This window comes from Oleiphilus sp. HI0086, assembly GCF_001635225.1.
Genome location: NZ_LWFZ01000652.1, coordinates 1 through 15,550 on the forward strand (window position 1 = coordinate 1; position 15,550 = coordinate 15,550).

General features: G+C 44.1%; 15 protein-coding genes. 3 read left to right on the top strand and 12 right to left on the bottom strand.

The features are described 5' to 3' along the window. Window positions 1–198: 198 nt before the first annotated feature. On the top strand, window positions 199–1,734 hold the full coding sequence (locus tag A3756_RS09105) for a phosphoenolpyruvate carboxykinase (RefSeq protein ID WP_068508763.1): 1,536 nt from the start codon (window positions 199–201) through the stop codon (window positions 1,732–1,734). Between the two features lie 150 nt (window positions 1,735–1,884). Here A3756_RS09105 and A3756_RS09110 read toward each other — a convergent pair whose 3' ends face one another. Continuing rightward, on the bottom strand, window positions 1,885–3,633 hold the full coding sequence (locus A3756_RS09110) for an acyl-CoA dehydrogenase C-terminal domain-containing protein (RefSeq protein WP_068553372.1): 1,749 nt from the start codon (window positions 3,631–3,633) through the stop codon (window positions 1,885–1,887). Between the two features lie 278 nt (window positions 3,634–3,911). Between A3756_RS09110 and A3756_RS09115 the strand changes: the two genes are divergently transcribed. Then, window positions 3,912–5,936 carry an NADPH-dependent 2,4-dienoyl-CoA reductase gene (locus tag A3756_RS09115; protein ID WP_068508760.1) on the top strand — a complete coding sequence of 675 codons (2,025 nt, stop codon included), beginning with the start codon at window positions 3,912–3,914 and terminating at the stop codon, window positions 5,934–5,936. A 95-nt stretch (window positions 5,937–6,031) separates the two neighbouring features. Here A3756_RS09115 and A3756_RS09120 read toward each other — a convergent pair whose 3' ends face one another. From A3756_RS09120 to A3756_RS09170, 11 genes are all read right to left on the bottom strand, one after another. Continuing rightward, a complete protein-coding gene (locus tag A3756_RS09120; protein WP_068553373.1) occupies window positions 6,032–6,607 on the bottom strand; it encodes a DUF5610 domain-containing protein in 576 nt (191 codons plus the stop codon). A 108-nt stretch (window positions 6,608–6,715) separates the two neighbouring features. Beyond that, window positions 6,716–7,300: a Crp/Fnr family transcriptional regulator gene (locus tag A3756_RS09125; RefSeq protein ID WP_068508752.1), complete on the bottom strand. Its 585-nt coding sequence runs from the start codon at window positions 7,298–7,300 to the stop codon at window positions 6,716–6,718. A gap of 172 nt (window positions 7,301–7,472) precedes the next feature. Next, the gene (locus A3756_RS09130; RefSeq protein WP_068553374.1) at window positions 7,473–7,802 is read right to left on the bottom strand and encodes a phasin family protein; all 330 of its coding nucleotides are present in this window, start codon (window positions 7,800–7,802) and stop codon (window positions 7,473–7,475) included. Between the two features lie 20 nt (window positions 7,803–7,822). After that, on the bottom strand, window positions 7,823–8,566 hold the full coding sequence (gene phbB / locus A3756_RS09135) for an acetoacetyl-CoA reductase (protein WP_068508748.1): 744 nt from the start codon (window positions 8,564–8,566) through the stop codon (window positions 7,823–7,825). A gap of 256 nt (window positions 8,567–8,822) precedes the next feature. Continuing rightward, window positions 8,823–9,173, bottom strand: coding sequence for a hypothetical protein (locus A3756_RS09140; RefSeq protein WP_068508746.1), 351 nt, complete (start codon window positions 9,171–9,173; stop codon window positions 8,823–8,825). A gap of 19 nt (window positions 9,174–9,192) precedes the next feature. Then, window positions 9,193–10,134 carry an alpha/beta fold hydrolase gene (locus A3756_RS09145; protein WP_068553375.1) on the bottom strand — a complete coding sequence of 314 codons (942 nt, stop codon included), beginning with the start codon at window positions 10,132–10,134 and terminating at the stop codon, window positions 9,193–9,195. A 13-nt stretch (window positions 10,135–10,147) separates the two neighbouring features. Beyond that, the gene (locus A3756_RS09150) at window positions 10,148–10,801 is read right to left on the bottom strand and encodes a helix-turn-helix domain-containing protein (protein WP_197469823.1); all 654 of its coding nucleotides are present in this window, start codon (window positions 10,799–10,801) and stop codon (window positions 10,148–10,150) included. Window positions 10,802–10,897: 96 nt separating this feature from the next. Next, window positions 10,898–12,307, bottom strand: coding sequence for an oxygen-independent coproporphyrinogen III oxidase (gene hemN / locus A3756_RS09155; RefSeq protein WP_068553376.1), 1,410 nt, complete (start codon window positions 12,305–12,307; stop codon window positions 10,898–10,900). A gap of 143 nt (window positions 12,308–12,450) precedes the next feature. Next, window positions 12,451–13,065, bottom strand: a complete 615-nt coding sequence (locus A3756_RS09160) for a histidine phosphatase family protein (RefSeq protein ID WP_068508738.1) — start codon at window positions 13,063–13,065, stop codon at window positions 12,451–12,453. Window positions 13,066–13,067: 2 nt separating this feature from the next. Then, window positions 13,068–14,498, bottom strand: a complete 1,431-nt coding sequence (locus A3756_RS09165) for a rhomboid family intramembrane serine protease (RefSeq protein WP_068553377.1) — start codon at window positions 14,496–14,498, stop codon at window positions 13,068–13,070. Between the two features lie 136 nt (window positions 14,499–14,634). Continuing rightward, entirely contained in the window at window positions 14,635–14,868 is a 234-nt protein-coding gene (locus A3756_RS09170; RefSeq protein WP_068508732.1) for a DUF1127 domain-containing protein, read from the bottom strand. Between the two features lie 173 nt (window positions 14,869–15,041). Here A3756_RS09170 and A3756_RS09175 point away from each other — a divergent pair. Next, window positions 15,042–15,550, top strand: a 509-nt coding sequence (locus A3756_RS09175) for a GntR family transcriptional regulator (protein ID WP_156490380.1), incomplete at its 3' end; no start/stop codon positions are given.

A 15,550-nucleotide genomic window follows, 5' to 3' on the forward strand; every position in this document is an offset into this window, starting at 1 on the left:
ATATTACATATAAGCCTTATGCAAGTTCTAATCTGAAAATCTATCGCCTTTGCATGTTTTAAAGTGAACAAAAATGACTTGCTTCTAAATTTAGTCGTTTTTTGTACAACAATTTGGCATAATGGCGCCCCAAATTTTTCCAGGCTCTGTTTTAGAAAAAGCTAAAACGTAGTCAAACTTAACCCAAGTGAGGTCGAAGTGAGTAACACTTATGTTGATCTAAGCTCAGCCGTATTGGTAGAGCACGCACTTGAGCGCAAAGAAGGCAGCTTGGCTGCTAATGGTTCTTTAGTCGTTACCACCGGCAAAAGAACAGGACGCTCTCCTATGGACCGCTATATTGTTGATGAGCCGAGTACTTCGGATGCAATCGGCTGGGGTCCAATTAACCGACCATTCGACCCTGAAAAGTTCGATGCTTTGTGGGAACGAGTCGAGGCGTATTTGGCTGAGCGAGATAGCTATCTTTCTCACCTTCACGTGGGTGCAGATGCTGATCACTATCTACCTGTTAAGGTTGCAACAGAAACTGCTTGGCAGAACCTGTTTGGTCGCAATCTGTTTATCCGCCCTGAGCAATATAACCAGGCCGATAAGCAAGAATGGGAAATCCTAAACGTTGCAAGCTTTGAGTGTGTACCTGAGCGTGACGGTACTAATAGTGACGGTACAGTAATCATCAACTTCGCCAAGCGTCGCGTTTTGCTTGCAGGTATGCGTTATGCGGGTGAAATGAAGAAAGCAATGTTCTCTGTTCAGAACTTCTTGTTGCCAGAGAAAGACGTATTACCAATGCATTGTTCTGCAAACGTTGGTGATGACGGCGAAACAACATTGTTCTTCGGTTTGTCAGGTACAGGTAAAACTACCTTGTCTGCTGACCCTGCGCGTTACCTTATTGGTGATGACGAGCACGGTTGGGGCAAAGGCGTTGTCTTCAATATTGAAGGCGGCTGCTATGCGAAGACTATTGATCTATCTCAAAAGAATGAGCCAATCATTTGGGATGCGATCAAGTTCGGTGCAATCGTAGAAAACGTAGCGCTTTCTGATGATAAGCGTCTACCAGATTACACAGATACAAGCATTACTGAAAACGGTCGTTGTGCCTACCCGCTAGAGCACGTTGAAAAACGTGTTGCTGAAAACTTAGCAGGCGAGCCAAACGCTATCGTATTTTTGACTTGTGATATGACGGGTGTACTACCTCCAGTATCATTGTTGTCTAAAGAAGGTGCGGCTTACCACTTCTTAAGTGGTTACACGGCATTGGTTGGTTCTACAGAGATGGGTTCAGACTCTAAGTTGAAGTCTACGTTCTCTACCTGTTTCGGTGCACCTTTCTTCCCACGCCCAGCAGGCGTTTACGCTGAATTGTTAATGAAGCGTATGGAAGAGTTCGGTTCTAAGGTTTACTTGGTTAACACGGGCTGGACAGGCGGTGCTTACGGCACAGGCCAACGTTTCAGCATTCCGGTGACTCGTGCAATCATCAGCGCAATCCAGAGCGGCGCTTTGGCTGATGCTGAAACAGAGCACTTGGAAGCCTTGAATCTAGACGTTCCAACTTCATTGGAAGGTGTTGATGCTAAGTTGCTTAACCCACGTAATACTTGGGAAGATCCAGCAGCGTACGATGCAAAAGCAGCTGATTTGATCTCTCAGTTTGTTGAAAACTTCAAGAAGTTTGACGTATCTGATGCGATCGTTGATGCAGGTCCTAAGCAAGCTTAAATTAGCTTCCTTAAGACTAAAAACCCGGCGCTGAAAAGCTCCGGGTTTTTTTGTATCTAAATGAGTGCGATGCTCGAAACAGCTCCCATAGGCAGATTCTTAGAGAGTGGTGGAACCCTCTGCCTACAAAAAATAATCCCGTTGAAGTTCTTAAAAGTACCACTCATCTTCTTCATGTAATGACAAACTCTCAGCCCCGGATTGCAGCGCCGCCTGGTGTGCTTGAATCCGCGGTAAGATACGCGCAAAGTAGAACTTGGCGGTCTTTATCTTGCCTTTCAAAAAGCTTTCTGAGAATGTCGTGGTATCGTTATCTTGAAGCTTGGCTTCGGCTTTAGCTGCCATTTCCAGCCAGAAATAAGCCAAGGTTACATAACCTGAATACATCAGAAAGTCATAGGCAGCAGCGCCGACTTCGCCGTGATCTTGGAGAGCTTTCATACCGACGTTTTGAATCATTTGTGGCCATTCTTTACTGAGAGTTTTTACTTGCTCAGCAAGCTGGATTAGCTCGGTATCGCTGTCTTGTTTAAGTATCGATTTGGAGAGCACATGAAGCTGTTTTGTAAATAACATCAGTGCCTGGCCTTGGTCGCCCAATACCTTTCTTCCTAGCAAGTCGAGAGACTGAATCCCCGTTGTTCCCTCATAAAGCGTAGAAATCCGTCCATCACGGTAGATTTGCTCGACGCCAGTTTCGGTAATATAACCATGGCCGCCATAAACCTGGACAGCTAAAGAAGCAGACTCTTGACCGGTTTCGGTGAGAAATGCCTTGGCGATAGGCGTAAGTAAACCTAGTAGTTTTGCGGCCTCGGCATCGTTTCCGGCTTTTTCCCTATCAAGCAGCTCTGCACAATAGTGGCAAAATGCTCGACCCCCCTCAGCAAACGCTTTTTGAGTGAGGAGCATCCTGCGCACGTCAGCGTGACCTATCAAACCAGTGGTTTGTCCGCGCAATTTTTTATCCAGGGACTGGCCCTGAACACGTTCGACAGCATATTGATACGAGGCCTGAAAAGACTGTTCACTCATACCCACGCCTTGTAAGGAGGTTCCCAGACGCATCTCATTCATCATTTTGAACATGGCTTTAATACCGCCATTCTCTTCGCCAACCAGGAAGCCTTTTGCTTCTTCAAAGGCCATCGTGCAGGTAGGGTTGCTGTGTATCCCCATTTTTTCTTCAATACCAATACAACTAAGGGAGTTATATTCATTATTGTCTGGAAAAATTTTTGGCACCAAAAATAAAGATAGGCCTTTAATACCTTCAGGTGCACCCTTAATACGAGCGAGTACTAAATGAATAATATTGTCACTAGCGTCATGATCACCTGTAGAGATAAAGATTTTGGTACCTGATATCGCGTAACTGTTGTCAGCATTAATCTTTGCGCTACTTTTAATTTCACCTAGGTCGGAACCGCAATGAGATTCAGTTAAGCACATGGTGCCCGTCCAATTACCTGATACCATGTTGTGAAGGTAGGTTTGTTTTAATTCATCATTACCGAATGAAATCAGAGCTTTACATGCAGAGCTGGTGAGCGCTGTGAACATGCATAAAGATTGGTTGGTACTGGTCAACATTTCCGATACCTTTGAGCTAAGTGCTTCAGGTAGCGCTTGCCCACCCCACTCCTCTGGCATCGAGATTTCCATCCACCCTGCTTCAGAAAAAGCTTTAAATGCGTCGCGAATCTTAGGGTCTAGTAGTACTTTACCATCCTTGTAACGACAGCCATTTTGGTCTCCATGTTGATTGACGCTGCCCCAGACTTGCTCTGAAAACTCTGCAGCCTGGTCGAGAATTAAGCCCGCATCGTCATTGTCGATAGCAGAATTGCCCTTTATATGGAATTTCATATCAGTGATTGGCGCGCAATATTTCGACACGGTGCTATGCTCCTCTATTAATGTTCTTATCAATACGTCTATCAGTGTGCCGTACTTGTACTAAAGATTATTGCGATAGAAAAAATTTAGCACATTAACAAATGATAAGGACGTTATGAAAAGATTTGCATAGGATGAATATAAGCTAGGTCATTCAGACAAATGGATTCCCGCTCCAACCAGGTGGCCCTATTTTGCAGGGCAATTCACCTTGTATGTGGGAATGATGAGGGTGGAATGAACCTAAGAAAAAATTAAAAGCGTCAGCGGAGAGAGAGATGTCAGCAGAATTATATCCAAATATGTTAAAGCCATTGGACTTAGGTTTCACGACTTTAAAAAACCGTGTTTTGATGGGTTCAATGCATACAGGCTTGGAAGAAGAAAAAGATGGCCATGAACGAATGGCTGCTTTCTTTGCAGAACGCGCTCGCGGTGGAGTTGGCCTGATTGTTACGGGCGGTTTTGGTCCAAACCAGGAAGGTGCTACGCATCCTCATACCAAGTCAATTAAGACAGAAGAAGACGCACTAGCACATCGAACTATTACTGATGCCGTTCATGAAGCGGGTGGTAAGATCTGTATGCAGATTCTACATACGGGTCGCTATGCGTTTAACCCTAATTTGGTTGCGCCTTCTGCTGTTCAGGCACCGATTAACCCTTTTCCACCAAAAGAACTTGATGAAGCCGGTATCGAAAAGCAGATCAGTGATATCGTAATGTTAGCGGTTAATGCTCAAAAAGGTGGTTATGACGGCGTTGAAATCATGGGCTCAGAAGGTTATTTCATTAACCAGTTCTTAGCGAAGCGTACTAATAAGCGTGATGACCAATGGGGTGGCGAATACGAAAACCGTATGCGCTTGGCTGTAGAAGTCGTGCGTCGTACACGTGAAGCCGTGGGTGAAAAATTTATTATTATATACCGTTTGTCTATGCTCGACTTGGTTGAGGGTGGAAGCAGCTATGAAGAAGTACTACAGCTAGGTAAGGCGATTGAAAAAGCAGGTGCAACCATCATCAACACTGGTATTGGTTGGCATGAAGCACGTATCCCAACAATTGCGACAAAAGTACCGCGCGCAGCATTTACTTGGGTAACCGCTAAGTTCAAAAAAGAGCTTAATATTCCATTGATCACTTCTAACCGTATTAATACGCCGGAAGTGGCTGAAGAAGTTCTAGAGCGTGGCGATGCCGATATGGTGTCGATGGCACGCCCATTCCTTGCGGATCCTGACTTTGTTCAGAAAGCTTTTGAGGGCAAGAGCGACGAGATCAACACTTGTATCGGTTGTAACCAGGCTTGTCTTGACCACGTATTTAGCGGCAAGCTAACTAGCTGCTTGGTGAATCCGAAGGCATGTCACGAAACAGAGTTTGCTTCATCTCCAGTAGAAACGGCTAAGAAGTTGGCTGTTATTGGCGCGGGCCCAGCTGGTTTAGCATTTGCGACGTCGGCAGCTGAGCGTGGACATACAGTAACTTTATTTGATTCAGCAAATGAAATTGGCGGGCAGTTCAATATTGCTAAGCAAGTACCCGGCAAGGAAGAGTTTTACGAAACGATCCGTTACTTTGGCAAGATGATCGAGAAGACGGGTGTAAACCTTCAGCTTGGTCAGCGTTTGACAGCAGAGGACTTAAATCAGGGCGATTTTGATGAAGTTATTCTAGCTACCGGTATTAGCCCACGTACACCTGAAATAGAGGGTATTGATCACCCTAAAGTACTGAGTTATATCGATGTACTTCGCGATAAGAAAGAAGTGGGTAAGAAAGTAGCGGTAATCGGTGCAGGTGGTATCGGTTTTGATGTATCGGAATACTTAGCCCACTCAGGTGAAGCAACAAGCCAAAATATCGAAGCCTTTATGAAAGAATGGGGTGTTGATATGTCGCTAGAGGCTCGTGGTGGCATTGAGGGCGTTGAAGCGCAAGTTAGCCCTTCTGCTAGAGAAATCTACTTATTACAGCGTAAGAAGTCTAAAGTTGGCGCGAAGCTAGGAAAAACAACAGGCTGGATTCATCGCACGGGTCTAAATAACAAAGGCGTCAACATGATACCTGCCTGTACTTACGAGAAAGTGGACGATCAAGGTATTCACATTGATGTCGCAGGTGAGAAGAAAGTACTTGATGTGGATAACGTTATCTTGTGCGCGGGCCAGGAGCCACTGCGTGAATTAGTTGAGGGCTTGAATAAGCCATATCACCTGATTGGTGGTGCTGATGTGGCTGCAGAACTTGATGCAAAACGTGCAATTAATCAGGGTACGCGTTTGGCATTGGATATCTAAAGTCTTTAGATAAACAAGCAGCAAACAGAGCCGAGCTAGAGTTTCCTAGTTCGGCTTTTTTGTGCCATTCGCGTGCTGGTGGGAGAATAATTAAGCTATTCCTGCACCTCAAACTGCTTCTTGAAGGCTTGCAAGCCTTCCTGAACCAAGTCATAGGTCTTATCGATATTCTCGGCAATCTCACCTTCTAACACTCCTAATCCATCGAGTATCTCGCGTGCTTCAGAAAATCCGGTATCAATACCACCGCTAATAATATCGACAAACTTTTCGACTTGCTCACTCTCGTTCAATTCAGGGTGTTGTTGTTGATAAAGTGGAAACAGGCTAGTCGAGAAATTAACAATCCGGCCCGCTGTCGCTTCGGGTGAGACGTCCAGGCCTTGCTCATAACCGGACTGGATTGAGTTTTCGCCAAAGTCACCTTCTAGCTCTTTATTGATCGCATCGATAGCGGTCTGATAAAGCAGGCTCATAGGTTCGTTCTTGACGCTGAGGCTAACTTCGTAGTTAGCATTCAACACGGCAGCATTGAATTCTTTGCGAAGGGCCTCTACTTGACCAATTTGCTCTGTGCCATCACTTTGCGGTGAAGACCTTGCGTCACTAGAAGTAGTTTTTTCAGGTACGGACGATATATTAAGTCGGGTGTCGATTTGGCTAACAGGCATATGAACACTCCTCAGTAGCGGTAGGTCTTGATTAATTATTGACCAGTGCGTGGGGAGCAGCAAGCAAAACTTGGTAAGTATTTGTTCCTTATAGATGGCTAGCTGAGGCTATTGAGAAAACTTTTTTCGAAGGCGGGACAGGCTAACGGGCGTCATGCCGAGAAACGAGGCGATATGGTATTGGGGGATGCGCTCCAGGAAGTGAGGGTATTCTTTACAAAACCACTTGTAACGTTGTTCACCGTTATTGAGTAGCCGCTTGGCATCGCGTTTAGCATTGCGTACGAAGAGTTCATGCATAAAGGTGATTTCGAAACGTAATAACTCGGGATCATCATAACCATAGGAATGAAATTGATGGTAGTTCGCGACAACAAGGCTGGCGGGTTCGAGTGCTTGAATATAATAGGGGCAGGGTGTGCCATTTACGAAGCTTGATATGGGGCCCAGCATTTGACCTTCTTCATAAAAGCCTTCGTTTACTTCGTTGCCTTCTTGGTCGACATAGTAGAGCCTGAGAATGCCGTCAGAAATATAGAAAAACTCTTCGCAGGCATCCCCTGCTCGAATCCAATGATCACCTTCATCGAGTTCTTGAACATGGAAAAAATCTAGGAAACGGTCCCATTCCGCTAAGTTTGCTTTGAACTTCTTCTCAAGCATGTGTCGCATTTTGGCTATATGCTGGTTCACTTAGCTTCCTTTTCACTGGTCATTTGTTTTGAGCTGCTTATAGTAGTCTTTTTATCAAACGTGAACAAATAGCAGTTTGATGAATGTTTTTTAGAATTAGAAATAGCGAAGAAAATAAGGGGCGCGTTAGTCGCCCCTGATAGTTGAACTTACTATACTGAGGTTGAATGGCTTATACAGTCTCTTTAGAAAACACCTGTTTTAAGCCCTCAGCGGTTTGGCTAGCCAAGTCAGTAAGCTTTTCTGCATCGCCCTTAAACTGAGCTTGAACAGTCTCAGAAAATTCAGATTGTTGCTCTACAAAGGCGTTCAGTGAATCGCTATTTCTGATCTCTAATGCCGATTTTGCCTGGGCTATACCCATTTCAGCGTAGTTTGCAAAGGCTTGCGCTTGAATATCAACTAACTCACCTACGTTATTCAGTAGCAATCTATTCACTTCTTTTGCAGGCTCAACAAAGCGTTTCGCTTGTTCGCTTAATGAATCGATAAATTCGTTCATGTATGTCTCCTTGTTATTTACTAGTGGTGCATGTGCTGACCGCCGTTAATGGAAAGATTTGATCCAGTGATAAAACCAGACTGTTTGTCTGATAAGAAAGCAACAAGTCTCGCTATTTCTTTTGGATCACCCAGCCTGCCGACCGGAATTTGGGCGATAATTTGGTTTCTTATACTCTCTTCGACCGCCATCACCATTTCAGTTGCTATATAACCAGGGGAAATAGTGTTAACAGTAATGCCTTTGCTGGCTACTTCTTGCGCTAGTGACATGGTAATACCATGAATGCCAGCTTTGCTGGCAGCGTAATTCACTTGACCAAATTGGCCCTTTTCACCGTTGATAGAAGAGATATTAATAATTCGCCCGTATTGGCGTTTCAACATGAACTCGATGACATTCCGACAAGTATTGAAGGTTCCACTCAGGTTCACATCAATGACCTCTTGCCATTTTTGTGGTGACATTCGTTTTAAGCTGGTATCGCGAGTGATACCAGCGGTATTCACCAAAACTGCAATGGGGCCAATGCTTTCTTCAATATCAAGAATATTGCGGGTACAACTGTCAAAATCAGCAACCTCCAGTACACAGGTTTTAATGTCATAGCCTTGTGTTTTGAGTTGCGCTTGCCAGTTGTCGGCTTTTTCTTGGCTGCTGGATGCAGCAACAACGGTGTAGCCTTCATCATGTAGTGTTTGGCAGATCGCAGTACCTATTCCACCGGTTCCGCCCGTGACAAAAGCAACGTTTACATTAGACATATATGCCTCCTAATCGTGAGTTCAGATTCAAAAATCGGAAAACGAAAGAAAAGAGAGGTAACAGAGTTGAAACTCTACGGCATGTACCTGATTTTTGTCGTTCTTATAGTTTCTCATCATGAAGCTAGAGACTAGGGAAAGCTTTGATGTGAATCACATGGCGGATGGAAGGGTTGATTAATAGTAAAGATAATTGATGTAGATCAAAATATATACAAAGAGGGGTTTTGGGTTTGCAATAGTGGTACTGAGGTATTTACCACGTTCTCCATCGCTCAGTGATATCTTCGGAATACTCGTGGCCAGCGCTTTGTACAACTAGTTTAATCAGGGCGCAAATATCTTCTCGTTGGTCGGTCTCAATTAGCTGATGGTCGAGTTTGAAGTTCAGGTCATTTAGTTTTTTCACCAAAGACTCAATTTGGGTAGAAACCCAAGAAAAATCATTGTTTTGGTGATTGCTAGTCACATCATGGATAAATGCTGTAATTAGCTGGTCGCACTCCTCTACATGCTGCGCCAAGTATGCTGGCTCTTCATCATCTTCGATAAAGTCATACATCCAATGCAACAGGTAGTCCTTTTTTTCCTTGATTGTGCTGTTCATTTTAACTCTATACGTAGTATTAAGAAGAAGGCTTGGGTAAAAACTCAAGCATTGCCTCTGCGGAAACACTTGGAGCCTCAAGCATGGCAAGGTGACCAATATCTTCGAGTACCAGCTGTTGGGCACCAGAGATTAATTTTGTATATTTGTCGATGTTTTTTACGTTAATAGCCCTGTCTTGTTCACCCCAAATAATTAGAGTAGGCGCAATGATACTGGTGAACTTTTGCTCCAGCCCCTTGCCCAAGTCACTACGAATATCTTTGAATATTTTCTGATTGATTTCCAGGCGACGAATGGACTTTTCTGCTTCGACCTTGGTGATAACGTCGGGTATGAAAGGCTTATCTTCCATTACAAAGTCCATAAGCTCGTTGAACTCATCAGTGTTTGACGCGATTAGGGGGTTGATACCTTGAGATAAAAGCTCATCCATTTTTGAGGGAATATCATGGATACCCGCAGGGCTAATTAGGGTTATCGATAGAACCTGCTCTGGGTAGGTTGCTGCGTAAAGTGATGAAATGGCGCCTCCCATAGAATTACCGACTAGATGGAAGCGTTTGAGATTCAAGGCACTTGCAAACTGTTTTACGAATGCGCTTTGCTCGACGATGGAGTAAGACTGACTCATGTCGATAGTGCTATCACCATGGCCCATTAAATCTAGAGCGATAAGGTGATACTTGTCAGCTAGCGGTTCAGAAAAACGTATCCAGTTTTCTTTATTGGCGCTAAAGCCGTGCAGCATGATGATTGTGCCGAGCTTATCTTGGCGAGAGTTTTCCAGATAAGCGTAAGGTTTGCCTTCAATCGAGATTTTTTTAGGTAGAAGGTTTGCTTTTGAGGCTTCAAACTCGATCGCTAAACGATAAAGGTCATCGCGATAGTAGTCGCTTGCGATATTGACTGAAACCAGAGAAAGGACAAAGACAAACAAAAAGACTTTAAGTTTACTCACGCGCGCTCCTTGTTTAACAAGCCGAAGCGCAGCCTGCGAGTTCTTTTAAGCCATTCATATCGATGATGTGTAAGTCTGTACGCTTAATTTCTAGCAAGCCTTCTTTTTGAAAACGCTTAAATAAACGGCTAACCGTTTCGGCGGCCATATTTAAGTGATTAGCAATATCGCGACGCGGCATCATGAGGTTAATTCGAGTATCGGAATAACCGCGTTGCTTGTAGCGAGAAGATAATGCGAGGATAAAACCGGCTAGTTTCTGGTCAGCAGAATGTTCCACAGTCATTGACTGTGAAGTATGTACTTCCTTACTCATTAAGCTAAATAATTGGCGCTGTAGGGAGGGAAGTTTCGCTGCAAGGCTTTCTAAATCGTTGTAGTTAATACCACAGACAGAGGAAGTGCCAAGAGAAATAGCTGTTGAAATATACTTCTGTGGGTAGATCGCATCCAAGCCGAAAAGTTCACCGGGCAGGTGGAAACCGACAATATGCTCATTACCGTTCGCATCAATAACCACGGTTTTGAACATGCCCGATTTAACGGCGTAGATCCTTTCAAAGTGTTGTTCTGACTGGTAGACGGTCTCGTTTTCTTTATAGGGGGACGAAGGCTCAATAATGTTTTCTAACGAAACCATATCATTTGAGTCTAACCCTACTGGCAAGCAAAGTTTTCCAAGAGAGCATTGTCCGCACTTTAAAAAGGACGGAGATGCCACAGAATTCGAGCTCGGCATACGTAAATCACCATAAAATTTTAATTATAGTGTCTTACTATACCGTGGTTGCTCAGTATTCTGTAGAGTTGTTTGATTAAAATATGCATCAAATTTCATAGCGATGTTCCGCAGAAAGATTCTTCCTTTGGGTGTCACCTTGAATCCTTGGTCACTTAATTCGATCAAACCATCGCTTGCGAGGTCATTCAAGCTACTGAGTTCACTGTTGAAATAACGGTGGAAAAAAATATCGTGACCGTCACCGAAGTCACTGTAATCAACGACACCGTCACACATAATTTGTTGGATTAGATCTGCACGGATGCGGTCATCGGTATTGAGATTAACGCCGCGTTTGATAGGTAAGTGTCCTTTATCAACGGCGGTTTTGTACTTGGATACTTCGGTGACATTCTGGCTATAGCCATCATTGACCCGGCTGATAGCACTGACACCAATACCAATTACATCGCATTCTGCATGTGTAGAATAGCCTTGGAAGTTACGCTGCAAACCACCTGTATCAAGGGCTTTAGCCAAGCTGTCAGTAGGTAGTGCAAAGTGATCCATACCGATATAGATATAGCCCGCTTCAGTTAAGCGTTGGATACTATCGGTGAATATTTCAAGTTTTTCTGCTGTTCCTGGAAGGTCGCCTGAGTGAATCAGCCTTTGCGCCGGAATGCGTTGAGGCATATGTGCGTAATTATAGAGTGCGATTCGATCCGGTTTAATACGAATGACTTCATCAAGCGTATTCGAAAAACTTGCGCGAGACTGTTTTGGCAGGCCGTAAATAATATCAATAGATACTGAATCAACTTTGTTATCGCGAGCTGACTGGATAACCGCTTCAACCTGCTCTTTACTTTGCTCACGGTTGATAGCTTTCTGCACTTCAGGGTCAAAGTCCTGAACGCCGATACTGATTCTGTTAAAGCCCATGGTCACTAATTCGGTCATTTCTTCTGGTGTGACTGTACGTGGGTCAACTTCAATGCCAATTTCTAATGAGTCAGGAAGACCTAGGTGGAAGGATTGTGCCAGCACTTCCATGACTTCACGTAATTGCTGAGGGCTTAAAAATGTGGGAGTGCCACCACCAAAATGAATCTGTTGCAGTAAACGGTCGTCAGCATAGTACTTGCCGTGCATTTCGATTTCCCGATATAGATAATCGAGGTAGTCAGTGGCTAGCTGCTGCTTGTGCGTCACAATCTTGTTGCAGCCACAGTAGTAACAAAGTGACTTACAAAATGGAATGTGGATATAAACAGAAAGAGGCTTGGGAACAGGCAACTGGTTACTTGCCTGAGCATGAGTACGATAGTCAGCTTCAGTAAAGTTATCATTGAACTGAAGTGCAGTTGGATAAGATGTGTATCTTGGCCCGTAAACGTCGTATTTGTTTAGTAAGGGCGCCAAGTCTTCGGTCACCTCAAGCGGTTTCATCTATCCATTCCTCCTGCATTGTTAGGGGATCAGTTTATGCGCACTAGGCGTAAGCTGCCTTGACGTGCGTCAAGGGAAATGACTGGTACAAAAAATACTCGAAAAAGGTGCATCTTCAGGTGCAGAACGAAGAAAGGTGGAGCTTAGTCTTGAGAGAAGCGTGCTTGGTGAAATTTAAGTTGAGCAGTATGGCCGCCATCGGGAAAGTGATGATAAGCGAGTCGGCTTACATTGGCATAAGGTACATCAATATTCCAAAGCCTGTCACTAGGCATACCTAGTACGTGGGTTAATATAGCTCGGATAACGCCCCCATGGCATACAAGTAAAGTATGCTCAGTTTGATATTCGAGCACTAAGGCTTCCCAAGCTGTATGAATACGCTGAATGAAATCAGACATTCGCTCGGAGCCTTGGGGAGCGTGATTATCGGGGTCTTCCCAGTAGTTTCTTAATGCCTTTGGGTCGTGTTTCATCAGTTCTTTGACGCTCTTTCCTTCCCATTCACCAAAGGAAATTTCACGAAACATCGGGTTTATGTCGACGCAGAGGCTTAGGTCTTCCCCTAGCTTATTGGCAAAGGCCTGACAGCGACTTAATGGTGAAGTCACTATCCGGGTCCAGGGTTTATGACCCCCTACACTGTCGTGCATTTGCTGCCAGCCCAAGTCTGATAAGGGGTCGTCTTGTGAACCTCGTAGTAGTTGTCCACCAACGGGTTCGCCATGTCTGATTAGGTCGAAAGTGCTTGCTTTCATAACTAAGCCTTGAGTCGCTCGAGTAGCATTTCATATTGCTGTTGTTTAGCAGCAGTATGCCTTATTTTGAACTCCTGAATAAGCAAGAGGCAAGCATCTTGTGTAATATGTTGGTTGCCAGCAAGTTCGAGAAACAAGAAGGCTTGCTCAGCTTTAGGCAGGTCTCCATGTTTAATAAAAAGCATCATCATCTTATGATAGTGCTCGGGCTGTAAGCATTCTTGAGCCCTTTTTTTACTAGCAGCATTTTTTTGAATGTCGGAAAATAATCGACAAATTCTTTCGTAGTCTGATTTACGGACACACAGTTCAATAAGGTTCTGTGCATGCTTCCAATAGCTCGAGTCTTCAGTATGCAATTTTGCCAAGTTGTAACGCTGCTCCAATATTGCTCGTGATTCGGGATATTTAGCACCCAGTGATCGCAATAACTGGCGTGCAGTATTGAACTCGAAGCGCGATAGGAATTCCATTGCTTTTGAAAGCTCTGCTCTGTACTCCCAATCAACGGAGGCAGTTATTCTTGGCTTGTTTTTTGGGGTTTCTTTCGCTGCAACTTTCATGCTTAAGCTCATGAAAATGCCTGTTGAGAGTGCCGGAAGCAGCATGCTTGCAAGAAGATATATGCTAGGCCTAGGTTGGTCGAGCGTATGTAAAACGGTATAGGTGATTAAGCTTAGAGTAAGCATTAGTAACATGAATAAGGCCGATTTTGAGGGTTGCAAGGACTCTCTTTTGGCTTGGAAATTCTTTAGTTTGTCTAACACTAGCGGGCTTGCCAGGCCATAGATAGCACCAAGAGGCCCAACTAAGACGGCATTGCTTTTGGTTGTGAATAATAGATAGGTGAGTGAAGAAATAAACATCGAAAACAGAAAATAGCAGTACAGCTTAAAGGCGCCAAAGCGCTTTTCAAAGTAGAAGGATAAAACTGAAAAACATAGAAATACTAAAATAAACAATGGATGAGAGGGGTGTGCGAAAACATGAGTGAGGATCTGTCTGATGCTGAAGTCTTGAGCAGAAAGGCCAAGTAAGTTTGTACTGGTGGCGCGATACATTTGCTCAATTATAAGCCGCTCCTCATGCCATGTTTCCAGTATGGCTTTCTCAAGAAACATGCTGCCATTCTGCTTGATATAGGAGGAAAAAGCTGAATCTTCCAAGATAGCTTTGATCGTAGGAAGCGACTCACCATCTTCAAAATCAGCTTTTAAGCTATCAATCTTTTGGGCTGAACCCAGGCCTTCTATGTTTAGCCTACGATCAAGGTAATCAAAAAAAATGGGGGCTTCGATTGCTAATAAATCTTGTTGGTAATGTTTGTTTATAGATAGCCACTGTTGTTCATCATGCTTATGCCCGTATAAGACGCTAATCAACAATGTGAGCGACAGAAGCAAGGTAAGAAAAGGAGTTTTCTTGATAGACATGGAGTATTTTGTTTTCACCCATCTTTAATAAGCATTGCACGATTAGACGGCAGCTTAATGCTCTTATACCGATACGAAGCCTATTTATAACAGAAAGCAGGGTGATTTGCCTCCTGGTATTTGACGGCTTAAGCCTCTACTTCCATAGAGGCTGACTTGCTTCGAGTTGTGCTTCTTGTCGGGACACGCCAATATCTCTTAATTGAGCATCACTCAGTTGAAGCAGCTTTTTACGTTGTCGGTGTATCTCCAGTCGCCATGCTAGCGAGTGTAATTGCTTGGCAAATCGTAGACATAGATTGGTGAGGCCTTTTAATGAGCCTGAGTAATTGTGAAGACCTTGTGGCGAAGGGAGTATTTCATGTCTCATCGTATCTTTCCTCGCAATACTAATAATGATAGGGCTTGAAGATGAATACTATACGGAGGTTGTCTGATACGTAACAGATTTAGAATTTAACTAAATTAGCCATAACAGATGTAGTATGAATGAACTGTTAAGTATAATATTTGAACAACTGTTATGGTTCTGGGAGCACAACAATGAAACAGCCTATTTATAAATTGTTAGCAAATGACCTTGCTGAGCAGATTCGGCAAAGTACTTTTGCTAGGGGGGATAAGCTTCCTTCTGTTCGGGAATTAGCGAAACAGCGCTCGGTCAGTGTGTCGACTGTTTTAATGAGCTACGGTTTACTAGAGGACTGGGGGCTGATTGAGGTGAGGCCAAAGTCTGGCTATTATGTTAAAGCCATTGCGCTCAGTGCGCCGGTAGAACATTTATCTAAAGACCATATCCACAACTCTGTCTCTGATTGCGGCCCGGATGAAGTCACCACTTCAGAATTGATCATGGACGTCCTGGCCAGTTCGGCAGAACCAAACAATGTCAGCTTCGGTGCAGCGGTCCCGGCAAGTGACTTCCCTATTATTGAACAACTAAAAAAATCATTTGCAAACCTTGTGCGGACTGAGAAGTTTCTCGGCATTGGCTATGACTCAGGAAAAGGCTGTCCTCAACTAAGGAAGCAGCTCGCCAGACGTGCTTCTGA

Bases quoted from the DNA above. Each gene is read 5' to 3' on its own strand.
- A3756_RS09140 (WP_068508746.1), bottom strand. From the start codon at position 9,173: ATGAACAGCACAATCAAGGAAAAAAAGGACTACCTGTTGCATTGGATG.
- A3756_RS09170 (WP_068508732.1), bottom strand. From the start codon at position 14,868: ATGAGACATGAAATACTCCCTTCGCCACAAGGTCTTCACAATTACTCA.
- hemN (WP_068553376.1), bottom strand. From the start codon at position 12,307: ATGAAACCGCTTGAGGTGACCGAAGACTTGGCGCCCTTACTAAACAAA.
- A3756_RS09160 (WP_068508738.1), bottom strand. From the start codon at position 13,065: ATGAAAGCAAGCACTTTCGACCTAATCAGACATGGCGAACCCGTTGGT.
- phbB (WP_068508748.1), bottom strand. From the start codon at position 8,566: ATGTCTAATGTAAACGTTGCTTTTGTCACGGGCGGAACCGGTGGAATA.
- A3756_RS09130 (WP_068553374.1), bottom strand. From the start codon at position 7,802: ATGAACGAATTTATCGATTCATTAAGCGAACAAGCGAAACGCTTTGTT.
- A3756_RS09115 (WP_068508760.1), top strand. From the start codon at position 3,912: ATGTCAGCAGAATTATATCCAAATATGTTAAAGCCATTGGACTTAGGT.
- A3756_RS09165 (WP_068553377.1), bottom strand. From the start codon at position 14,498: ATGTCTATCAAGAAAACTCCTTTTCTTACCTTGCTTCTGTCGCTCACA.
- A3756_RS09120 (WP_068553373.1), bottom strand. From the start codon at position 6,607: ATGCCTGTTAGCCAAATCGACACCCGACTTAATATATCGTCCGTACCT.